Source organism: Halomonas sp. MS1 (assembly GCF_024182575.1).
In the GTDB taxonomy this organism is placed as follows: domain Bacteria; phylum Pseudomonadota; class Gammaproteobacteria; order Pseudomonadales; family Halomonadaceae; genus Vreelandella.
In genome coordinates, this window is sequence record NZ_CP098926.1 from 1,975,441 (window position 1) to 1,995,892 (window position 20,452).

20 protein-coding genes and 1 pseudogene are annotated in these 20,452 nt (G+C 54.3%); 4 read left to right on the forward strand and 17 right to left on the reverse strand.

Annotated elements, in window-relative coordinates; all coding sequences use genetic code 11:
- Positions 1–93: 93 nt before the first annotated feature.
- The 10 genes from panD to dksA all read right to left on the reverse strand — a co-directional run bounded on the left by panD (position 94) and on the right by dksA (position 11,107).
- Complete coding sequence (panD, locus tag NF683_RS08950; protein ID WP_089039911.1) at positions 94–474, reverse strand: aspartate 1-decarboxylase; 381 nt, start codon at positions 472–474, stop codon at positions 94–96.
- 26 nt (positions 475–500) lie between these two features.
- Complete coding sequence (gene panC / locus NF683_RS08955; RefSeq protein ID WP_253921781.1) at positions 501–1,370, reverse strand: pantoate--beta-alanine ligase; 870 nt, start codon at positions 1,368–1,370, stop codon at positions 501–503.
- Between the two features lie 29 nt (positions 1,371–1,399).
- Positions 1,400–2,191: a 3-methyl-2-oxobutanoate hydroxymethyltransferase gene (panB, locus tag NF683_RS08960; RefSeq protein ID WP_089039909.1), complete on the reverse strand. Its 792-nt coding sequence runs from the start codon at positions 2,189–2,191 to the stop codon at positions 1,400–1,402.
- 135 nt (positions 2,192–2,326) lie between these two features.
- The gene (gene folK / locus NF683_RS08965; RefSeq protein ID WP_253921782.1) at positions 2,327–2,848 is read right to left on the reverse strand and encodes a 2-amino-4-hydroxy-6-hydroxymethyldihydropteridine diphosphokinase; all 522 of its coding nucleotides are present in this window, start codon (positions 2,846–2,848) and stop codon (positions 2,327–2,329) included.
- A 7-nt stretch (positions 2,849–2,855) separates the two neighbouring features.
- Positions 2,856–4,241 carry a polynucleotide adenylyltransferase PcnB gene (gene pcnB, locus NF683_RS08970; protein ID WP_038480742.1) on the reverse strand — a complete coding sequence of 462 codons (1,386 nt, stop codon included), beginning with the start codon at positions 4,239–4,241 and terminating at the stop codon, positions 2,856–2,858.
- Positions 4,242–5,132: 891 nt separating this feature from the next.
- Positions 5,133–6,518: a sigma-54-dependent transcriptional regulator gene (locus NF683_RS08975; RefSeq protein ID WP_089039907.1), complete on the reverse strand. Its 1,386-nt coding sequence runs from the start codon at positions 6,516–6,518 to the stop codon at positions 5,133–5,135.
- A complete protein-coding gene (locus NF683_RS08980) occupies positions 6,496–9,441 on the reverse strand; it encodes an ATP-binding protein (protein WP_089039906.1) in 2,946 nt (981 codons plus the stop codon). The genes NF683_RS08975 and NF683_RS08980 overlap by 23 nt, the downstream gene beginning before the upstream one ends.
- Positions 9,431–9,607, reverse strand: a complete 177-nt coding sequence (locus NF683_RS08985) for a hypothetical protein (protein ID WP_009723722.1) — start codon at positions 9,605–9,607, stop codon at positions 9,431–9,433. Before NF683_RS08985 ends, NF683_RS08980 begins: the two co-directional genes overlap by 11 nt.
- A 1-nt stretch (position 9,608) precedes the next feature.
- Positions 9,609–10,508, reverse strand: a complete 900-nt coding sequence (gene gluQRS, locus NF683_RS08990; RefSeq protein WP_089039905.1) for a tRNA glutamyl-Q(34) synthetase GluQRS — start codon at positions 10,506–10,508, stop codon at positions 9,609–9,611.
- A 161-nt stretch (positions 10,509–10,669) separates the two neighbouring features.
- Positions 10,670–11,107 carry an RNA polymerase-binding protein DksA gene (gene dksA, locus NF683_RS08995; RefSeq protein WP_009723720.1) on the reverse strand — a complete coding sequence of 146 codons (438 nt, stop codon included), beginning with the start codon at positions 11,105–11,107 and terminating at the stop codon, positions 10,670–10,672.
- 186 nt (positions 11,108–11,293) lie between these two features.
- Between dksA and NF683_RS09000 the strand changes: the two genes are divergently transcribed.
- Both NF683_RS09000 and sfsA read left to right on the forward strand, forming a co-directional pair.
- Positions 11,294–12,454, forward strand: coding sequence for an aminotransferase class I/II-fold pyridoxal phosphate-dependent enzyme (locus tag NF683_RS09000; RefSeq protein ID WP_089039904.1), 1,161 nt, complete (start codon positions 11,294–11,296; stop codon positions 12,452–12,454).
- Positions 12,451–13,179 carry a DNA/RNA nuclease SfsA gene (gene sfsA, locus NF683_RS09005; protein WP_089039903.1) on the forward strand — a complete coding sequence of 243 codons (729 nt, stop codon included), beginning with the start codon at positions 12,451–12,453 and terminating at the stop codon, positions 13,177–13,179. Before NF683_RS09000 ends, sfsA begins: the two co-directional genes overlap by 4 nt.
- Here sfsA and NF683_RS09010 read toward each other — a convergent pair.
- The 6 genes from NF683_RS09010 to NF683_RS09035 all read right to left on the reverse strand — a co-directional run bounded on the left by NF683_RS09010 (position 13,176) and on the right by NF683_RS09035 (position 17,784).
- The gene (locus tag NF683_RS09010) at positions 13,176–13,637 is read right to left on the reverse strand and encodes a DUF4426 domain-containing protein (protein WP_089039902.1); all 462 of its coding nucleotides are present in this window, start codon (positions 13,635–13,637) and stop codon (positions 13,176–13,178) included. The genes sfsA and NF683_RS09010 overlap by 4 nt on opposite strands.
- 48 nt (positions 13,638–13,685) lie before the next feature.
- The gene (metW, locus tag NF683_RS09015) at positions 13,686–14,279 is read right to left on the reverse strand and encodes a methionine biosynthesis protein MetW (RefSeq protein ID WP_038480763.1); all 594 of its coding nucleotides are present in this window, start codon (positions 14,277–14,279) and stop codon (positions 13,686–13,688) included.
- The gene (gene metX / locus NF683_RS09020) at positions 14,279–15,475 is read right to left on the reverse strand and encodes a homoserine O-succinyltransferase MetX (protein ID WP_089039901.1); all 1,197 of its coding nucleotides are present in this window, start codon (positions 15,473–15,475) and stop codon (positions 14,279–14,281) included. Before metX ends, metW begins: the two co-directional genes overlap by 1 nt.
- A 64-nt stretch (positions 15,476–15,539) precedes the next feature.
- The gene (locus NF683_RS09025; RefSeq protein ID WP_089039900.1) at positions 15,540–16,133 is read right to left on the reverse strand and encodes a YggT family protein; all 594 of its coding nucleotides are present in this window, start codon (positions 16,131–16,133) and stop codon (positions 15,540–15,542) included.
- 29 nt (positions 16,134–16,162) lie between these two features.
- A complete protein-coding gene (proC, locus tag NF683_RS09030; RefSeq protein WP_089039899.1) occupies positions 16,163–16,987 on the reverse strand; it encodes a pyrroline-5-carboxylate reductase in 825 nt (274 codons plus the stop codon).
- An 80-nt stretch (positions 16,988–17,067) separates the two neighbouring features.
- The gene (locus NF683_RS09035; protein WP_089039898.1) at positions 17,068–17,784 is read right to left on the reverse strand and encodes a YggS family pyridoxal phosphate-dependent enzyme; all 717 of its coding nucleotides are present in this window, start codon (positions 17,782–17,784) and stop codon (positions 17,068–17,070) included.
- Positions 17,785–17,818: 34 nt separating this feature from the next.
- Here NF683_RS09035 and NF683_RS09040 point away from each other — a divergent pair.
- Positions 17,819–17,923: pseudogene (locus NF683_RS09040) on the forward strand (twitching motility protein PilT); the annotation flags it as partial.
- A gap of 38 nt (positions 17,924–17,961) precedes the next feature.
- Here NF683_RS09040 and NF683_RS09045 read toward each other — a convergent pair.
- Positions 17,962–19,104: an anhydro-N-acetylmuramic acid kinase gene (locus NF683_RS09045; RefSeq protein ID WP_253921783.1), complete on the reverse strand. Its 1,143-nt coding sequence runs from the start codon at positions 19,102–19,104 to the stop codon at positions 17,962–17,964.
- Between the two features lie 116 nt (positions 19,105–19,220).
- On the opposite strand from NF683_RS09045, the gene tyrS reads away from it, so the two are divergent.
- A complete protein-coding gene (gene tyrS / locus NF683_RS09050; protein WP_089039896.1) occupies positions 19,221–20,420 on the forward strand; it encodes a tyrosine--tRNA ligase in 1,200 nt (399 codons plus the stop codon).
- The last annotated feature ends 32 nt before the right edge of the window (positions 20,421–20,452 follow it).

The following is a 20,452-nucleotide window of genomic DNA, read 5'->3' on the forward strand; positions in this document are numbered from 1 at the left end:
GAAGGTTGTGCATTGCGGCAATACGCTTTTTTAGGCAAATAAAAACGGGCCGTAAAACGGCCCGTTAAATAGCTGCTTACTCAACTGCTTGGCTTACGCTAATTGAACAGGAATCGCATTACTGGTGTGGCTAACGTGATTGCCTTCTTGCAGATAGACAAGCGCTGGCTGATGCTTTTCAAGCTCTGCTTCAGAGTAGTGAGCGTAACTACAAATAATGATCCGGTGTTCCGGTGAGGCTAAATGCGCGGCTGCACCATTGATGGAAATTAGCCGAGAGCCTTCTTCTCCACGAATCGCGTAGGTAGTGAAGCGCTCGCCGTTTTCCACGTTATAGATCTGGATTTGCTCGTTTTCGCGAATACCGGCCATATCCAGCAATTCCCCGTCGATAGCACAGGAACCTTCGTAATTGAGTACCGCGTGGGTAACGCGAGCCATATGCAGCTTGGCTTTCAGCATAATCGTGTGCATAGAAACTCCTAAATAGCGAAACTAGCTTACGCGCTAGTGTCAGTGGCAGCGTCTGGGAGCTGCACGCTGATGTTGTCAATAAGTCGAGCGGGGCCTAGCTTAGCCGCCGCTAGTAGCACGGCACTGCGTGTCGAGCTGCCCACAGGAGCAAGCGTTGCGTCACGTAGCTCAAGGTAATCAGGCGTAAAGCCAGCATCATACAGTGCCGTTTTACCCTGTTGTAGTACCTCTTCGGCGGGGGTACCGCGCTCTAACGCATCGCGTAGCTCGCATAAGGTGCGATATAGCATGGGGGCTTTTGCGCGCTCAGACGCACTTAAATAACCATTACGAGAGGAGAGCGCTAGGCCGTCATCGGCGCGCACAATCGGTACGCCGATAATCTCGATAGGCATGTGTAGATCACTCACCAGCTTACGAATGACCGCAAGTTGCTGGTAATCTTTTTCACCGAAGCAAGCCACATCCGGCTGCACCAGATTAAATAGCATGCTGACCACGGTAGAAACACCATCAAAGTGCCCGGGGCGCGAGCCTCCGCACAACCCTTCGCCTACGTCTGGGACATGCACGAGGGTCTGGGCAGCCAGGCCATTGGGGTAAAGCGCGCTGACAGTGGGAGCGAAGAGAATATCGCAGCCAGCATCGGTCAACTGCGCTTGGTCTGCCTCGAACGTGCGTGGGTAGGCGTCCAGGTCTTCCCCGGGACCGAACTGCATGGGGTTCACGAACAGGCTTGAAATGACGACGTCAGCGTGCTGACGAGCATTGGCCACAAGCGCCAAGTGGCCTTGATGCAGGTTGCCCATGGTGGGCACTAAGGCAATGCGTTGGCCACGCTGGCGGTATTCGCGGAGCGTGCTGCGTAATTCGTTGATATCTCGTAAAGTGCGCATAAAGGGGTCGTGGTCGTTCCAGTTGGCGCTTAAAAACAGTGCTCAGCGGCTGGGAAAGTACGGGTTTTAACCGCTTCATGGTAGTGTGAAAATGCACTTTGAATGCTTTCAGCATCCGCCATGAAATTCTTGACGAAGCGCGGCGTGCGGCCATGAGTAACGCCTAGCACGTCGTGCATGACTAGAATTTGGCCATCGGTATCAGGGCCTGCGCCGATACCAATCACTGGGACGTCTAAGGCTTCAGTTACTGCTTTACCCAGGCTTGCTGGCACACACTCCAGCAAAATCACGGAAGCACCTGCCTCAACGAGCACTTTGGCATCATTGATAATTTGTTCGGCCTGGGCGGCTTCGCGGCCTTGCACTTTATAACCACCTAGCTGGTAGACCGTTTGCGGTGTTAACCCGAGGTGGGCGCATACCGGAACGCCGCGGCGGGTCATTTCACGGATACCGTCGGCCATCCATGCTTCGCCTTCGACTTTTACCAGTTCAGCGCCAGCACGCATCAATGCGGCAGAGTCTTCTAGCATGCGTTCCGTGGTGGCGTTGCTCATAAACGGCAAGTCCACCATCAACAGGCTATGACCTTTGCCACGCGCCGTGCAGCGTGTGTGGTAGCAAATATCTTCCATAGTCACGGGAAGCGTACTAGTGTGCCCTTGTAAGACCATGCCTAGGGAGTCGCCGACTAGCAGAACATCAACGCCTGCAGCGCTGGCGGCATGGGCAAAAGAGGCATCGTAAGCGGTCAGGCAACTGAACGTTTCGCCGGCGCGCTTATACGCCTGCAGAGTGCTCAGGGTGACGGTTTTCATGGCGTGCTCTCGTAGTTTCTAAGTGGGCCGATGCAACGTGGGCAGCCGACCATTATTAACGTTGCATCCTTGCAAGCGTGAAGTGGCGTAACTGGCAATTGTTACCTGAATGGGGGCTTGGTGTCGAGATTTGTGTCAGACGGTAGCAGTCACGGTAGCATTTGGATTGTCTAACCGTTGTATCCCGCTTTGCTCAAGCTGCTTCAGCCACTCAGCAAGTGGCTGTTGATAAAGCACTATTGGCTCTAATTGAGTAGCAGACACCAGTTCTTCAAGAGGCGCTAATACAAAGGCGCGTTCATGCATATGGGGATGAGGAACCTGAAGCCTGGGGCGCGCGATCGTGGTTTGATCGTAAAGCAGCAGATCTAAATCCAGCGTGCGCGGCCCCCAGTGACGTAATCGCCGACGGCGGTGGCGTTGCTCTAGCCCTTGAAGCTGGTCCAGTAGTGCCAGCGGAGAAAGCGTAGTTTCAAGGGCGGCCACGGCGTTAATAAAGTCAGGCTGGTCTTGTGGCCCTATTGGCCGTGTAGCGTATAGGGACGACTGGGCCACCAACTGGCAAAGAGGCAGGGTGTCCAGTTCTCGTAAGGCTTGGCGAATCTGGCTGACGGGGTCATCCAGATTGCTACCTAGACCAATATAAGCAAGTGACATTGTGTTCTTACTGCTCTGTTTTACGTGGTTTGCGTCGTTTTTTACGTCGACGGTCCCCCTGGCTTGCCGGATCACTTCCCACTTTTTGCAGCAGCCGAAGTTGCTCGTGCTCATCACCTTGCTGGAAGGCATTCCACCAATCGCCTAAGCCACGCGGTATTTCACCTGCTTGTTCACGCAACAGCAGCAAATCGTAGGCGGCTCGGAAGCGTGGGTGTTCGCGGGTTTGAAATGCCCGTTTGCCACGGCGCAGAGGAAGGCGTGCCTGTAGTTCCCAAATATCGCGCATGGGCATGCCAAAGCGTTTGGGAATCGAAATATGCTGTAACTGACGAGTGACTACCTGCTGGGCAGCAGTTTGCAGCGCTGGAATTGCGGGCATGCCTTCGCGCTCAAGCTCGGCTTGACGGTGTGCCACTGGTGCCCACAAAAAGGCGGCTAGCAGGAAGGCTGGCGTCACTGGCCGTCCTTCCGCAATGCGCTTATCGGTGTTAGTGAGCGCTTGTTCAATCAGATCTTCGGCCCAAGCAGCATCCGCCATGGCTTCTTCCGCTTCGGGGAACAGCATGCCAAACAAGTTGTAATGGCTCAGTAAGCGGAAAGTAATTAAGCCGTGCCCCGACATGAATAGCTTGAGTACTTCATCAAACAAACGGGCGGGAGGAATTTGCAGTAACAGCGGCGCCAGATCGTACATCGGCTCTTCAGTGGCTGGCTCGATGGTGAAATCGAGCTTGGCCGCAAAGCGCACCGCACGCAGCATACGTACAGGGTCTTCCCGATAGCGGGTAACGGGGTCGCCAATCAGTCGCAGCGTACGTGACTCAATATCACGCGCGCCGTTGGCAAAGTCATGAATCGTGAAGTCAGCGATATTGTAGTAAAGCGCATTCACGGTGAAGTCGCGGCGTAGAGCGTCTTCTTCGATGTTGCCCCACACATTGTCTCGCAATAGCAGGCCATCGTCAGACTGCTGGGCGATATGATCGCCGTGCTCGTCCTGAGGCTTGCCGCGGAAAGTGGTAACTTCAATGACTTCGCGGCCAAAGCGCACATGCACAATGCGAAAACGCCGACCAATCAGCCGCGAATTGCGAAACAGATCGCGCACCTGTTCCGGCGTTGCATTGGTGGCAACGTCGAAATCTTTCGGCATTTTGCCCAGCAATGCATCACGAATGCAGCCGCCAACCAGGAAGGCATCAAATCCAGCACCATTAAGGCGATAGAGTACCTTTAACGCGGCCTCGCTGATTTGCTGACGAGAAACAGGGTGCTCGGAGCGCGGAATAATACGGGGACTGAGCGCATCGGCGGCGCTCTCTGGGGAATCGAGCAGGGATTTCAAGTGCTCTCCCGGGCTATGTAATAAACGGGTAAATCCTTTAAACATGCGGCGATATCGACTCGCAGGGTATCGAAAACAGTATTATCGAAAACAGTATCGAGAAACGTAGCGAAAAAATGACCGCAAGGTTAGCGGTAAGTTGCTGAGTGTAGCCGACCCCTTGAGGCTTGCAAAGCACTGGAGCAGGGTTTGTAAAAGACGACTGCTTTAAACGCGGAAAGGGGAGGCTACAAGAGCCTCCCCTATAAAGCAGACAATCAGCGTCCATGCTGTTGTTTTTCTTCATGATGGCACATCGCTCTGAATACGCACCGCAGTCGGTAGGCGTGAGAACCAGTCTGATTCCGACCGCCTCGTATTCAAAACAATAATCCAACCGCGAACTTTTTCTCCCGGCGTGTTGTTATTGGTTCCGGGGTGTACACACATGCTGCTGTTATTTTTGTTTGGAAGCAGATTCTTTGTGTACGTCGCGTCCTTTTTTGGGCACTTGCTGACTGTTGTTATTGTTCGCTGCGCCTATTCTGCTTAGCGCTAGCAAGTCGTGAGACTCAAGCCTGTTGTTCTTGTTAGTACTATGATCTCTGCCTGGCCCTGTTGTTTTTGTTTTGGCTCAGGTTGGGGCGGTGTCATGTTGTTTTTGTTAGCGACGTCCGCGCTGCCCATTTTGTTCTTCTTGCCCAGTAATATTGCACTTGCTGTGCCACCCATTTTTTATTCTTTTATTTTCATGGGCTTGGAATTTATTGGCTATGCCAGGGAACTAATCGCAACGCATAGTGTTACCCGTTTTTAAGGGATTTTTGGGGCGTGTTGTGTGGGAAGGTAACAGTGGCTGATGGGAAGGTTTTGGATATTTCTTATGCAAATCAATCTATTGGACGTTAGTCGTAGAAGGTGAGGTGGTGAATGGCTAATCATAGGTATTGCCGCCACCTAATTGGGGCGGCGTGCGGTTTTTTTACGTGGGATGCCTAGGCGCTGGCGCCGCTCCCATAAATTTTTACGGCTAATTCCCAGTTTTTGGGCTAACTCGGTTTCACTCATTTGATCCTGATGTTCCAGCACAAAATGCTGAAAATAGTCCTCAAGAGAGAGGTCGTCGTCATCGCCACTTGGCGCTGATGATTCATTGGCTAATGCGGAGCTGTTACCTGCAGAAGAGTGAGGTCGATTGGTAACAGGGCCAAGGCCTAGGTCGTCAGGGTGAATCAAATGCCCCTCAGCTAGAATTACGCCCCTCTCCAGTGCATTCTCAAGCTCGCGTACGTTACCAGGCCAAGGGTAGTCGCGTAGGTCCTGTCGGGAAGCCCGTGACAAACGAAGCCCTTGGCGATCATGACGTTTGCAGGCTTTATCTAACAGGATATCGGCTATCTTCAATACGTCTTCTTCACGGTCGCGCAGCGGAGGCAGTTCAATCTGCATAACGTTGAGGCGATAGTAGAGATCTAGTCGGAATTCCCCGCTTTTTGACAGAGCGCGCAAGTCCCTATGGGTGGCGGCGATCAGGCGAACGTCCACATGGCGTGTTTCGACGGAGCCAATTTTGCGGATTTCACCTTCCTGGAGTACGCGTAACAGTCGCGCCTGGGCATCCAATGGTAACTCGCCGATTTCATCTAAAAACAGGGTGCCACCGTCGGCGGCTTCCACTAACCCGGTTCGGGCAGCGCTAGCACCGGTAAACGCTCCTTTCTCATGTCCAAAAAGCTCTGACTCGATCAGCGTCTCAGGTATTGCCGCGCAGTTCACACAAATCAGCGGTGCTTTGGCGCGTTTGCTTTGCTGATGAATGGCCCGAGCAACGAGCTCTTTACCTGTGCCGGATTCTCCTTGAATTAGCACGGTAACGTCTGCCGGGGCTGTTTTGCGAATGCGCGTGTAAACCTGCTGCATAGCCGTGCAATTGCCGATCATCGTTTGACGCCCACCTCCTTCATCGGTGATATCCGGAGGTGTGCCTTGCTGCATCGACTGCTTATGCAGAATGCGTTCGACGGTTTCTAAAAGCTCGGTGTGATCAAATGGTTTAGCAACATAGTCCACAGCCCCTTGCTTAAGCGCGTCGACTGCCGAGCGCATGCTGGCATAGCTGGTCATTATCAGTACCGGCGCGGGGGCTGCGGCCTCAATTAGGGCGGTGCCAGGATCGCCTGGCAGTCGCAGGTCGCTAATGACTAGATCAAACTCGCTAGGCGCCAGCTCACGTGCTTCTTCTGCGCTGCCCGCTTCGCTGACGGTATAGCTGTGACGTTCGAGTAAACGCTTTAAAGCGCTGCGAATAATCGCTTCATCTTCAACAATCAGTATCCTGGGCATGAGGTAGGTGATCATCCTGTTGGTAAAGCGGTAGCCAAAGCGTGATGGCAGTGCCGCGAGGCTTTCCTGGAGGTGGTGACGCAACCTCTATTTTGCCTTGGTGCTCATTGATAATTTGGTAGGCCAACGAGAGCCCAAGCCCCGTTCCTTGACCCGCAGGCTTGGTCGTGGTGAACGGCTCGAAAAGGCGATGCTTCACGCTTGGGTCAATGCCGTGGCCATCATCGGTGACTCGCCACCAAGCATGGCTTGCCTGTTTGCCTGCTTCAATATGAACCGTGCCCTGAGCGTCGCAAGCGTCTTTGGCATTGCTCAGTAAGTTGACCATGACCTGGGTTAATCGCTGAGCATCGCCACGCACCACGATGTCATCCGGACAGTCATTGGTAAAGCTTACATCCTCCCCCGAGCGCGCTAAATGGATCAAGTGCAGCGCGTCTTCGCTAACGGTAGAGAGCGAGGCGGGGGATGCAGGCAGTGGCAGGGTCTGACGGCCACCGTGGGCAAAACCGACCAGCGAGTTAACAATCTTGGTGACTCGTTGGGTTAACTGTTGAATTTGGTCAGCCGTTTCCAGCAGCGCTGGGTCATCGGTATCGTAGCGCAAATTTTGGGCCAGTGACGAAATGCCCGTGATAGGGTTGCCTATTTCATGTGCCACGCCTGCCGCAAGTTGCCCTATGGATGCCAAACGCGCTGCGTGGACAAGTTCCTCTTCTAGCCACTTCATTTCAGTATGGTCTTCTACCAAAATCACGCTGCCGCCACGGCTGTCGTGTCCGCTTAACACCGCTTTGTGCAGGGTGAGGAAGTAATCCTTGCCATGTAGTGACACAGCTTGTTTATACAACGGCGTATGGCTGGCGTTGAGTACGCTACCGAGCAAATTGGGCCAGGGTGGGGGCAGGCTATCTCGGCGTGAGCCAATCACGCTATCGCCGCTAATCCCGGAGAGTGATGAAAGCGCCTCATTCCACATTAACAGCTCATCATCGTCGCCTAGCACGCACAAGCCTACGGGCAAGTAGGCTAGCGTTTGCCGGTGATGGCGGCGCAAGCCATCCAGTTCCCGAGCCAGCCCAGTGAGCCTAGAGCGGTAAGCTTCAAGGCGGCTTTCAACAAAATGAATATCGTCAGTGACCGGTGCGTCGTCGTGGCGGTAGGGCAAGTAACGATCAACAATATCTCGCGCAACTGAAGGCCCCATTAAACCGGATAGGTTCGCCTGGATTCGGTCGCGCAGGCGGCGCAGTGCATAGGGACGGCGCTCCTGAGGTGTCAGGTTTAGCGCTGCCAGTGCGCGGTCAACTTCACGGCTGGCAGCCTCATCGCCCAACGCTTGGGCAAGATAAGCAGGGAAGTCTCCCGCCGTAGCTGCTTCCAGTGGTAGGCGTTTTGAACGAATGACCGCATCTACGGAGCATGCTTCGGCCGCAGAGCGTTCTCCTTCTGAGATGCGGGTAAATAACGACACAATGAGGAGCAGTAAAATGTTAACCGCTAAAGAAACAAGCGTAACGTTATACCAAATGGGCGCATCCGCAGACATCAGAGGGGTGAGGGGCAGCGAGAGCATGGGGAGATCAAGCAAAAGCGGCAACCATAGGCCCCACAGCCAAATGATGATGCCGCTCATTAGCCCGGCGATCATGCCCTTGCGGTTCGCGCCGGGCCAGTACAGCAACGCCAGCATGCCAGGCAGGCACTGTGCCATGCCTACAAATGCAGCGAGCCCCAAGTTTGTCAGTGAATGGTAGCGACCGACGCTTTCCGCAAATAGCCACCCGCCCGCAATCACAGCGACGACTAAACCGCGACGTAGCCAGAGCAGCCAGCCGTATAAATCGCTACGCGCCTCCGGGGGGCGAGCCACTAGCACCACGTGGTTTAGCACCATGCCTGAAAGAGCCAGCGCGATCATCATCATGGTGCCACTGGCGGCGGCTAGGCCACCGATGAAGGCTAGCGCTCCCACCCACCAATGCTCTGACATCAAGAAGGCAGCGTAGGCTGCGACGGGAACCGTCTCGTTTGTCGATTGTGCAGCCCACCAAATCAACGGTACTGGCAGTGCCATCAGTAGCAAAAATAGCGGTAATGTCCAACTGGCTTGGAGCAGGGTGTGGCGAGAAAGGCTTTCTGCAAAGGTAATCTGAAACAGATGCGGCATCATGAAAGCGGCCGCAAAGAACAGCAGTAGCAGCGTGCGCCATTGGGGGGCTTCAAATTGTGGCGTTGCGGCTTGGGCTGCGGCTCCAGGCCCTTCTAACCACTGCTGTAATCCGTGAGGCCCATCAAATACCCACCACAGTGCAATGGCACCTAGCCCAAGCATCGCCAGTAGTTTAATGATCGATTCAAAAGCAATCACGCTGAGTAGCGTATCGTGACGATGTCGGTGGCTGTGGCGTGCGCCAAACAACACCGCACAGCCTGCGATCACACCGCAAAACAGCAGGGTGGCCGCCGCGCTATAGCGGCTGCCGGTGAGCAAGTAGACCGCATCGCTTAAGGTTTGCACCTGAATACCCAGCAGTGGCATCACGGCTAGCAGGCTGATTAACGTTACCAGAGTGCCTGCCCAGCGGGATCGGTAGCGAAACGCAAATAGATCCGCCAGTGAAGAGAGCTGGTAGGTACGAGTAATGCGTTGTATGGGCACCAGCAGTACGGGGGCCAGCAGAAAAGCCCCGGCTGCACCGAGGTAATATGCCAGGTAGCCAAAGCCTGCTTTCGCCGCAAGCTCCACACTGCCATAGATTGCCCACGCGCTGGCGTATACGCCCAGCGCCAGGGTGTACACAATAGGGTGGCGCGTAATGCGCACGGGCACCCAGCCACGCTCAACGGCCATGCCGCAGGCAAACAGTAAGGCAAGATAGCCTAGGCCTAGCAGTACTACTCCTAAAAGCTCAACGCTCATCTAACTTCCTTTTTTGCTCAAGCCATAGCGTTAGCGCGATCAGGCCGCCCCAAATAGCAAATGGGCGATACCAGGCAACGCTTGGATCTCCCCAGCCGTCCATCAGTAACGGCGAAAGCAAATAGCCGCCAAACACCAAGAACAGCAGTATGCGATAAACGTACATATTAAGACTCTGATTGATAGCGGCGGTGGGTGGTAGCGACAAGCTTTTCAACAGACCAATGTGCTATTGCCCAGTTTAGTTGCGTTTCGGGTGGCTCTTGAACCAGCGTGTCAGGTGGAGCCTGATCGAGTAGTTGCAGTGCTTGAAACAGCTGTTGGCGAATGCCGTCGGCGTCTTCGGCTAATGCAGGGGCCAGGTTTTGCTTAGAAAGCTTTTGACCCTCTTGAGTAACCACGAGCGGTAAATGTAGATAGCGGGGAGTTGATAAGCCAAGCGCTTGCTGCAACTGGCCTTGCCAGGGCGTGTTATCCAGCAGGTCATAACCGCGCACAATGTCGGTTATGCCTTGATCAGCATCATCCACTACGACGGCGAGCTGATAGGCCCAAAGCTGATCTTTGCGCTTAAGCACAACATCGCCCAAAACGGCAGGATCGAACTGTTGGCAACCAAAAAGCCGATCCTGCCAAGTAATAGGGCGCTTTGCCAGGTCGCTGCGCAGCCGCCAGGCAACCGGCTTTGTGGCATCACGAACGCTCTCGCGGCACCAGCCGGGATAGATTGAAAACGCTTGCCACTGTTTTCTCGAACAGCTACACGGGTAAGCCAAACCTTGGGTAGCCAGTTGGTCGAGCGCCTGCTGATAAGCCTCATCACGGTGATGCTGCCAGCGGACTTCTTCATCCCAATGAAGCCCAAAGGCGTCAAGCTGACGCAGAATTGTATCAGCAGCGCCTTCAGGGCAGCGGGGCGGGTCGATATCTTCAATGCGCACCAGCCACTGCCCGCCAGCAGCGCGGGCGTCTAAATAGCTGCCTAGGGCGGCGACTAGCGAGCCAAGATGCAGTGGCCCTGACGGTGTAGGAGCGAAACGTCCTCGGTAGTGCGTGGTATGGGTCATGACAGCCCGAATCAATTGTTCAAATAGCGCCAGCGATTAACTACGATGATAAGTACAGCGATAAATACAAGATGACAAACAAAAACGGGCACCTCAAGGGTGCCCGTTGGACGCTTTAGCTTGTAACAAACTAGCAGCTTGCAGCGTATGCGCGCCGATGGTTAGCCACCGAGCTGTTTCTCTTTAAGCTCTGCCAGCGTTTTACAGTCCACGCACAGCGTTGCCGTGGGGCGGGCTTCAAGGCGGCGAATGCCGATTTCAACGCCGCAGGCTTCACAAAAGCCGTAGTCGTCTTCATCGATTTTTTCGATGGTTTCGTTAATCTTTTTCAGCAACTTGCGTTCGCGATCCCGAGTACGCAGCTCCAGGCTGAAGCCCTCTTCTTGAGTGGCGCGGTCAGCGGGGTCAGCGTAGTTATTAGCGTCTTCCTGTAGGTGGCGTACGGTACGATCCACCTCTTCCATGAGATCTTGTTTCCAGTCTAGAAGGAGCTGGCGGAAGTGCGCGAGCTGCTTCTCGTTCATATACTCTTCGCCCGGTGCTGGCTCATACGGGGTGAAGGACTTGGACGCTTCCGGTTTCTTTTCCGCTACTGGCATGGGAGTGCCCCTTACGTATGTGACTGCTGATCGACCATGAGTGTGTGTCACGATCTCACGCCAAAGGGATGCTTGTTTAGCTGAAAAATGCGCGCTATGCAAGCATAATAGCGCATTTTCGACCATGGTCTTGCCTCTTCAACGACCTGCGTCATGATTTCTCTACCATTTAGTGAAGGAACCGTTATGGCTTGGAATTCACGTGTAAATCACGTTGCACCTTTTCGCGTGATGCATCTATTGGAAATGGCCCAGGCTCGAGAGGCCGAAGGCCACGATGTGATTCACCTAGAGGTCGGCGAACCTGATTTCGCGACGCCGGCACCGATTGTAGCAGCAGGCCAGCAAGCGTTGGCAACAGGCAAAACGCGCTATACACCTGCGGCAGGCCTAGCGTCGCTGCGGGAGGCGATTTCAAGACATTACGCCGAGCATTTTAACGCCACCGTTGACCCCTCACGTATTTTGGTAACGCCAGGGGCCTCTGGAGCGCTGCTGCTGGCTAGCCAATTACTGGTCGAAGAAGGCGACCGTGTTTTGATGGCCGATCCCAACTATCCGTGTAATCGTCACTTTATGGCCCTAGCTGGCGCAGACATTGATGCCATTCCCGTAGGGCGCCAAAGCGGTTGGCAGTTAACGGCGCCGTTAATTGAACAGCACTGGCAAGCTAAAACGAGTTTAGCCATGCTGGCTTCCCCGTCTAACCCTACGGGACATACGTTAGGCGCTGAGGCGCTAAACGCGGTCATCAACACGGTAGCTGCGAAAGGCGGTGACGTGATTGTCGATGAGATTTACCAAGGCTTGAATTATGACGATGCACCACTATCGGCGACATCGCTTTCTGACCAGGCCTTCGTGGTGAACAGTTTCTCTAAATATTTCGGCATGACAGGCTGGCGCTTGGGCTGGTTGGTGGCGCCTGAACATGCCGTCGAGCCGCTTACTAGGCTGGCGCAAAACGTCTTCCTTGCCGCGCCTACGCCTTCCCAGCATGCGGCGTTGGCCGCTTTCACTCCAGAGTGTCGAGATATTTTGGAAGCGCGTAGATCGACGCTCAAGCAGCGACGCCAAGTGTTGTTGGATGGGCTAGCGCAGTTGGGGCTTGCCCCGGACCTGCCACCTCAAGGGGCTTTTTATCTGTGGTTGGATATTTCCCATTACAGCCGAGATAGCCAGGCATTCTGTGAGCGGTTGCTGGTCGAGGAGAACGTGGCAATTACTCCGGGCATTGATTTTGCGCTGGAGGGCGGCGAACACCATGTGCGCATTGCCTTTACTAACAGCGTTGAACGGTTGCAGGAGGCCGTAGAGCGCATTGGCCGTTTCGTGAGCCGACTATGACGACCTATCCTGAGTTGGTGTCTGGGGTGTTGCTGCGTCGTTATAAACGCTTTTTAGCCGATGTACGGTTGGAGAGTGGCGAGGAAGTCATTGCCCATTGCCCCAACACGGGCTCGATGAAGGCGGTGAATGTGCCCGGTTGTCGAGTGTGGCTGTCACGGAGTGATAATCCCAAGCGCAAGCTGGCCTGGACCTGGGAATGGATTGAGTTGCCACAATCAGATGGCGCCTTGGCGCTGGCTTCTGTCCACACTGGCCGCGCCAACCGCATCGTGGAGGAGGCTATTTTAGCCGGTGATATTGTGCCATTGGCAGGCTATCAAACGCTCAAGCGGGAAGTGAAGATCAGTGACGCAAGGCTCGATTTCCGGCTGAGTGATCCTGATAAGGGCGAGGTTTTTATTGAAGTTAAGCAAGTCACCCTTAAAGAAGCCGATGGGCATGGTTATTTTCCTGACTCGGTCAGCGTGAGGGGCACCAAGCATTTGCATGCATTAACCGCGCTGGCCGAGCAGGGCGAAAGGGCCGTGCTGCTGTTTTGTGTCGCCCATGAAGGTATTCACGATGTAGCCCCAGCGGCCCACATCGATCCCATCTATGCGGCGGCGTTAGCCGCAGCAGTAGATGCTGGGGTTGAGGTGTTGGCTTACGGTATTACGCTAGATTGGCAGGCAGGAGCGCCGGTAGCGGTGCGATTAGCACGACCGCTACCGGTGCGAATTTAACGCTCGATATAAAAACGCTGAATAAAACTGACCCGCTCGGGACTGGCATTGCGGTCGTAGCGAACGTCCAAGTTAAAACGTGTGGGCTCGTCGTGGCGCAGGGCGAAGGTGGCCAAGTGATAAGTGGCATCACCATCGTGCACAGTACGAAAGCTTAGCGACTCTTGGGCGTCGGTGAGGCCTGTCACGTGGCCTTGTACGCTAGCGTTAACGGCACGGGTGCTGCCGTCCTCTTGGCGTTCGCGTACGCTTACATTAACCAATCCGAGACCTGCACTGCGCTGAATTCCGTGCGCTTGGGCAACTTCAGGGGTGAGGAAGCTGGTGGCCACAGCACTGTAATGGATCTCATAGTCGCCTATCCGTACTAGCTGCTCAGCTACCGCTTGTGTGGCGAGGAGCAGTGAGCAAAGCAGCGTAGTAAGCAGGGTTGTTCTGCGTAACGCTCGATAAACCATGGCAGGTCTCCTCTTATGGGTCGATATGGCGAGTTAACGTAAAATAAATTAGCGACGGCGCACTCTAAAAATAGCAATTTCACCGAACAAGTTGGGCCACCACTTGGATGTCCAGTGCCCTTTGTGATCGCCAACCCCTACCGCGCGATCAACAATCACCAACCCTTTTTCACGGCACAGATGCTCGAAGTCGTTAAAGGTAGAAAGGTGGATGTTGGGTGTGTCATACCAGGCATGGGGTAGCGATTTAGAGACCGGCATATAGCCACGTAGGCCAAGATGAATTCGGTGTCGCCAATAAGCAAAATTAGGAAAGGTGATAATGCCTTCCTCGGCGACGCGTAACATTTCATCAAGCATTTTATCTGGGCGGCGTAGCGCCTGAAGCGCTTGGGTCATAATGACTTGATCATAGCTGTTGTCGCAGAAACTACCCAAGCCATCATCCAGGTTATGCTCAATAACGTTCACGCCCCTGGCGACACACTGGGTAATACCGTCGGGGTCGATCTCTAAACCGTAGCCGGTAACATTTTTCTCCTGCGCTAAGCGCTCAAGCAGAGCACCATCACCGCAGGCTAAATCCAGCACGTGAGCCCCTTGGGGCACCCAGTCGTAAATCAGTTCAAGATCCGCACGCATTACAGGGTCTCCTCCCTGGCTGTTTCTTCGATATTCAGCTCTCGGGCGATGCGAGTCATAAATGCGCTGAACAGAGCGTGGTAACGTGGCTCGGGCAGTAAGAAAGCATCATGCCCGTGAGGAGAGTCGATATTGGCATAGCTAACCGATTTGCCAGCGCGGGTGAGCGCGTCGACGAGTTCTCGAGAGCGAGAAGGTGGGAAACGCCAGTCAGTGGTAAAACTAACAACCAGAAAAGGGCACTTTGCTGGTGCTAGTGCGCTGGCTAGGTCGCCTGCTTGAGTGGCTGCGGGATCGAAGTAGTCAAGGGCCTTGGTCATTAACAGGTAGGTGTTAGCGTCAAAGGCGGTGGAGAAGGTATCGCCCTGATAGCGCAGATAAGACTCAACCTGGAACTCGACATCAAACCCAAAGTTCAAATCGTTGCTGCGCAAATCGCGGCCAAACTTACTGCCCATTGCATCTTCGGAGAGGTAGGTGATGTGGCCCACCATGCGTGCCAGTTTCAAACCACGCTTGGGGACCGTCTCGTGCTCTGCATACCAACCGCCGAAGAACTCAGGGTCAGAGCGAATCGCCTGACGAGCCACTTCGTTAAAGGCAATGTTCTGGGCGGAGAGCCGGGGGGTGGCGGCAATTACTACCGCATTGGCGACACGCTCAGGGTAAGTCATTGTCCACTGCAGCACCTGCATACCACCCAGGCTACCGCCCACTGCTGCGGCCCAACGCTCAATGCCCAGTTGATCGGCTAGGCGCGCTTGGCTGGCTACCCAGTCACTGACAGTGACCATGGGGAAATCAGGCCCCCACTGGCGGCCGGTTTCAGGGTTGTGGCTAACAGGGCCTGTGCTGCCATGGCAGCCGCCCAGATTGTTTAGCGATACCACAAAAAAACGGTTGGTATCGATAGATTTTCCGGGGCCGATATGAGCATCCCACCAGCCAGGTTTGCGGTCTTCGTCACCGTGATAGCCCGCTGCATGGTGGTGTCCCGATAACGCATGGCAGATCAACACAGCGTTACTACGCTCAGCGTTTAACGTGCCGTAGGTTTCGTAGATAAGCTCGTACTCAGGCAGCACCTTGCCACAAGCAAGCGGCAGCGGCGTATCAAATTTCGCTACATGGGGGGTGACGAGGCCAACGGAGTCCGCCGGCCGGTCAACGAAAGTGAAAGTGTCTGAATCAGGCATCGAAAGCGCTAGTCCTGCAAAAAATAAATCCTGCTAAAAAGAGGCCCTGGGGAATATTGCGCGGTTACAGCCCAACCAGTGCGCCAGAGATACCCGCAGCGCGGATCAAAGCCCCCACTACTAAGCCATCCACCAAATTAATCGCAATAAACACCACGATGGGTGATAAATCGATCATGCCGAGTGGCGGAATGACTTTCCGAACAGGCGCCATAATGGGCTCGACTAGCTGCATGACCAGCAAAGCACCTGGGTGGCTAGCATTCGGGGCGACCCAGCTCAGAATAATCATCACAATCATGGCAAAGAAATAGATCTTTAATATGGCGTTAGCCAGTGCCGCAATGCCCGCAATCAGTAGTCCTGGAATGGGCGGCATGCCAACGCCAATCACCATGAAAATTGCCAGCATGCTAACCACTTTCAGCACAAAACCCGCGGCCAGCGTGGCAAGGTCAAAGCGCCCAGCGACGGGACCTAAGAAGCCCTGAAATAGCCCCACAACAGGCTGGGTGATTTTAACCACTGATTGGCTAAGCGGGTTGTAATAATCCGCCCGCGATGCCTGCAACAAAAAGCGCAGCATCAGTAAGAATAAATAAATATTGATTAACGAGTTAACAAGCATTAACCCGGCACTGCCCACTTGACTACCCATTGCGGCCTCTCCGTTGCAAAGTTACGTATTTAGTTGGCGCTAAGTTCCTTGGACATTGCTTCTGCGCGCTGGGCACAGGCCTGCATGGCGTCGGCGATGGTGGCGCGTAGTTGCGCATCTTCCATGTGCTGAATCGCGCGTTCTGTTGTGCCGCCTGGTGACATAACATTTTGTTTAAGTGTGGCCGGGTCTTTGTCACTGCGCTGGGCCATAGTGGCGGCACCTAGCGCCGTTTGAATGGCCAAGCGTCGCGCCGTGGCGGCAGGCAAGCCTAGTTTGACAGCGGCTTCTTCCATCGCCTCAAACATTAGAAAGAAGTAAGCTGGCGCACTGCCTGATACCGCAGTTACCGCATCAAGCAGGCCCTCTTCTTCAACCCACTCCACAATGCCAACCGCTTCCATAAGCTGTGTTGCTAGCGTGCGTTGCTCCTCGCTCACCGCGCTATTGGCATATAAGCCGCTGGCACCGATGCCGACCAATGCAGGCGTGTTGGGCATGCAACGAACTAACGCATTATTACCGCCTAGCCATTGATCAATGGTGGCGGCATCGAGGCCTGCCGCGATCGAAATAATCAGCGGTGATTGCTGTTGTACGTTATCCCGCATCGCTTCGCATACGCTGCGCATAATCTGGGGTTTTACCGCCAGTACGACCACGTCGGCGTCTTCGACGGCGGCGTTATTATCGGTGTTTGTGTTAATTCCTAAGCGTGCTGCTAAAGGCGCTAGCTCGCTTTCATTAGGTGCGGTGGCCGTGATGTCGCTAGGAGACACACCACTATCGATGAGGCCGCCGATAATGGCGCTGGCCATATTGCCTGCGCCAATGAAGGTAATCTTGCTCGCCATGTGGGTATCCTTATTGGGTAAAAAAGCTGCATCGGGCAGCATGGGCTGTCAGTCGTCTTTACGCTCTTCAATTAGCAGTGTTACTGAGTCGCGTGTTGAGTGGTGCGTGCGCCAAAAATCGCCGTTCCTAAACGTACCAGCGTTGCGCCCTCTAAAACAGCGGCTTCTAAATCGTCGCTCATCCCCATCGATAGCGTATCCAGAGGGGCATCCGGGAGCGCTGTCTGAAGGGTTTCCAAAAGTTGTCGCAAGGCCGCAAGCGGCGCCCGCTGTTCTGCAAGGCTGTTGGCCGGGGCCGGAATCGCCATGAGTCCACGTAGACACAGCCGTGGCAGGGCGGCCACTTCTTTCGCTAGTGCCATTACCTCATCGGGCATGACGCCCGACTTAGAAGCCTCGTGGCTAATATTGACCTGCAAACAAATGTTGAGTGGTGGTAAGTGTTCCGGGCGTTGTTCGCTAAGCCGTTTGGCTATTTTTAAGCGGTCAACGCTATGTACCCAAGCGAAGCTTTCTGCCGCTGCGCGGGTTTTGTTGGACTGTAGTGGGCCAATAAAATGCCACACAATACCGTCTAAGTCGGCCAGTTCGGCTTGTTTTTCCAGTGCTTCTTGCAGATAGTTTTCGCCGAATTCACGCTGCCCATGCTGCCAGGCTTGGCGAATCATGGAAGCGGGCTTTGTTTTACTAACGGCTAGCAGCGTTGCGCTATCGAGTGGGCGTTCAGCCTTTTTTAATGCGTTACTCAGGCGTTCGCGGGCCTGGGCGAGTGACTCGGGAAGCGCGATGTCTGTCATACTCAAGCACCTTACCACTGCTGGGAAAAGAGAGATGGATATTACCGAACTGCTGGTGTTCTCGGCAAAGCAGAATGCATCTAATCAGCACCTTTCTGCTGGGCTTCCACCTATGATACGTGCTGATGGTGTTAGCCGTTGACTTAATCTACCCGCCATGGGAAGCGTTGGTGTCAATCAGCAGGCGTAAATGCCACCCAGAACTCTTGGGCCACTGGCACCAGTGACGGAAGGTAAGTTGCCGGGCAGGCCATGTAAACGTTGATGGGCGAGCCAGGCAAAAGCGCCTGCTTCAATCCAGTCTTCGGGCCAGCCTAAGTCGGCGGGAGACTTAAACGTCGCATGGGGCAAATGCGCCGCTAGCCTCGCCATTAAATAGCTGTTATGTGCACCGCCGCCGCACGCAATTAAGGTCATGCTATCGTGGGTCGCGGACAATTGCTGAATGCCCTGGGCAACGCTTATCGCGGTCAGTTCCGCTAACGTGGTTTGCACATCGCAAGCCGTTTCGTTGCCCGTTAGCTTGTTTTCTAGCCAGGCCAAGTGAAATAGTTCGCGCCCGGTGCTGCGCGGCGGCGGTTGATGAAAAAACGGCTCGTTTAGCAGGCGTTTTAGTAGCGCTTGATCGACCTGTCCGCGAGAGGCCCACGTACCATTTTGGTCAAAGCGTCCGTCGTGATGCTTTGAGAACCAAGCATCTAACAGCACATTGGCGGGTCCTGTATCAAAGCCAATGGAGGGAATGCTGGTATCGCTGGGTAGCCACGTCAGATTCGCAAAGCCTCCTAGGTTTAAAACAAGCTGCTCGCTTGTCTGGCGACCAAAAAGGGCTTGATGAAACGCTGGTGCAAGCGGCGCTGCCTGACCACCCGCGGCTAAGTCTCGTCGGCGAAAATCAGCCACCACCGTGCAGCCGGTTAATTCGGCCAACAGGCTGGGGTTGTCCAGCTGTAGTGTATAGGCAGGGCCGCCGTGGTGGCCGCTGGGAGCATGCTCGATTGTTTGTCCATGGCTACCAATAGCACTAATTTGCGCTGCTGAGATCTGTTGCTGAGCCAGCAGTGCTTTCACAGCGTTTGCCTGTAGCTGGCAAAATTCGGTTTCGGCCGCTGCCAGCTCAGCAAAGCTCACTTGCTCGGCATGACACAAGTTCAGCAGTAGGTTATGAAGCGACTGAGGCATGGGCGACGCATGCGTAGCAATGAGCTCCGGTGGCGAGTGCGGCGTTATAGCGACCAACGCCGCATCAATGCCGTCCAGGCTGGTGCCCGACATTAAGCCAACATAGTACGACGGTAAGGTAGGGTGGGGCGTTTTCATAAAGCGGCTCATCCAAAACGTAGTGAAGGCTCAACCAAGGCGATAGGGCATGGTAACATCGCCGGTTATTCGATATCTGACGCCTATATGGCACATATTACATGGAGAGAGAGGCAATGAGTGAGGTGGATCAGGCGTTAGCGCTACTGTCGCGAGGCACGCATGAAATCCTGGTAGAGGATGAGCTGAAGAAAAAGCTGGCGTCTGGCCGTAAGCTGCGTATTAAAGCAGGGTTTGATCCGACAGCACCTGATTTGCACCTTGGGCATAGTGTGCTGCTGACGAAAATGCGCCAGTTCCAGGATCTCGGACATACCGTTATTTTCCTAATCGGTGATTTCACTGGTCGTATCGGTGACCCCACTGGCAAAAACGTTACTCGTAAACCGCTCACCGAGGCCGACGTAAAAGCCAACGCTGAAACCTATAAAGAGCAGGTGTTTAAAATCCTCGATCCCGAAAAGACCGAGGTGCGCTTTAACGCCGAATGGTTTGGTGAATTAAGCGCCGCTAAAATGATTGAGTTGGCAGCGCAAAGCACGGTCGCGCGGATGCTTGAGCGTGATGACTTTGAAAAGCGTTATAAAGCTAACCAATCTATCGCGATCCACGAGTTTCTCTACCCGCTCGTCCAAGGCTACGACTCAGTCGCGCTTGAGGCGGATGTTGAGTTAGGTGGGACCGATCAGAAATTTAACCTGTTGATGGGCCGAGAAATTCAAAAGCACTTCGGCCAAGAGCCTCAGGTCGTGATCACCATGCCGCTGCTCGAAGGCCTGGACGGCGTGCAGAAAATGTCCAAGTCGTTGGGCAACTATGTTGGTGTCGATGAAGCGCCGGGCTCTATGTTCAATAAGCTAGTGTCTATGCCCGATAGCTTAATGTGGCGTTACTTTGAGCTGCTCTCTTTGAAATCCAACGAAGAGATCGATGCGCTCAAGCAGAGCGTTGAGGCGGGGGCTAATCCGCGTGACGTGAAAATGGAGCTAGCCCGTGAGCTTATTGCCCGTTACCACGGCGATGAAGCTGCCGCCAATGCACACAAGTCGGCGGGTAATCAGCTAGCGGAAGGTGAGTTGCCGGAAGACCTACCTGAAGTAGAAGTAGATTTCGAAGGTAATGAGCAGGCGCCTATCGCGGCAGTACTCAATCGCTCCGGTCTGACCAAGAACAGTGCGCAAGCCAAAGACATGTTGAAAAACGGTAGTGTAAAAGTCGATGGGGATGTTGTTGCCCAAGACACGATGTTGGCTACGGGTAGCGCCTACGTTATCCAGGCAGGTAAGAAACGTTATGCTCGTGTGACGCTTACCTAACGTTTTCGATAACTTTCTCAAAAAACCACTTG

What these genes read in the sequence shown, in the direction of transcription:
- panB (WP_089039909.1), bottom strand. Translation starts at nt 2,191, where the DNA reads ATGAAAACCGTCACCCTGAGCACTCTGCAGGCGTATAAGCGCGCCGGC.
- NF683_RS09035 (WP_089039898.1), bottom strand. Translation starts at nt 17,784, where the DNA reads ATGACAGACATCGCGCTTCCCGAGTCACTCGCCCAGGCCCGCGAACGC.
- folK (WP_253921782.1), bottom strand. Translation starts at nt 2,848, where the DNA reads ATGTCACTTGCTTATATTGGTCTAGGTAGCAATCTGGATGACCCCGTC.
- gluQRS (WP_089039905.1), bottom strand. Translation starts at nt 10,508, where the DNA reads ATGACCCATACCACGCACTACCGAGGACGTTTCGCTCCTACACCGTCA.
- pcnB (WP_038480742.1), bottom strand. Translation starts at nt 4,241, where the DNA reads ATGTTTAAAGGATTTACCCGTTTATTACATAGCCCGGGAGAGCACTTG.
- panC (WP_253921781.1), bottom strand. Translation starts at nt 1,370, where the DNA reads ATGCGCACTTTACGAGATATCAACGAATTACGCAGCACGCTCCGCGAA.
- sfsA (WP_089039903.1), top strand. Translation starts at nt 12,451, where the DNA reads ATGACGACCTATCCTGAGTTGGTGTCTGGGGTGTTGCTGCGTCGTTAT.
- tyrS (WP_089039896.1), top strand. Translation starts at nt 19,221, where the DNA reads ATGAGTGAGGTGGATCAGGCGTTAGCGCTACTGTCGCGAGGCACGCAT.
- NF683_RS08975 (WP_089039907.1), bottom strand. Translation starts at nt 6,518, where the DNA reads ATGCCCAGGATACTGATTGTTGAAGATGAAGCGATTATTCGCAGCGCT.
- NF683_RS08980 (WP_089039906.1), bottom strand. Translation starts at nt 9,441, where the DNA reads ATGAGCGTTGAGCTTTTAGGAGTAGTACTGCTAGGCCTAGGCTATCTT.
- NF683_RS08985 (WP_009723722.1), bottom strand. Translation starts at nt 9,607, where the DNA reads ATGTACGTTTATCGCATACTGCTGTTCTTGGTGTTTGGCGGCTATTTG.
- NF683_RS09025 (WP_089039900.1), bottom strand. Translation starts at nt 16,133, where the DNA reads ATGGGTAGTCAAGTGGGCAGTGCCGGGTTAATGCTTGTTAACTCGTTA.
- panD (WP_089039911.1), bottom strand. Translation starts at nt 474, where the DNA reads ATGCACACGATTATGCTGAAAGCCAAGCTGCATATGGCTCGCGTTACC.
- dksA (WP_009723720.1), bottom strand. Translation starts at nt 11,107, where the DNA reads ATGCCAGTAGCGGAAAAGAAACCGGAAGCGTCCAAGTCCTTCACCCCG.
- metW (WP_038480763.1), bottom strand. Translation starts at nt 14,279, where the DNA reads ATGCGTGCGGATCTTGAACTGATTTACGACTGGGTGCCCCAAGGGGCT.
- proC (WP_089039899.1), bottom strand. Translation starts at nt 16,987, where the DNA reads ATGGCGAGCAAGATTACCTTCATTGGCGCAGGCAATATGGCCAGCGCC.
- metX (WP_089039901.1), bottom strand. Translation starts at nt 15,475, where the DNA reads ATGCCTGATTCAGACACTTTCACTTTCGTTGACCGGCCGGCGGACTCC.
- NF683_RS09045 (WP_253921783.1), bottom strand. Translation starts at nt 19,104, where the DNA reads ATGAAAACGCCCCACCCTACCTTACCGTCGTACTATGTTGGCTTAATG.
- NF683_RS09000 (WP_089039904.1), top strand. Translation starts at nt 11,294, where the DNA reads ATGGCTTGGAATTCACGTGTAAATCACGTTGCACCTTTTCGCGTGATG.
- NF683_RS09010 (WP_089039902.1), bottom strand. Translation starts at nt 13,637, where the DNA reads ATGGTTTATCGAGCGTTACGCAGAACAACCCTGCTTACTACGCTGCTT.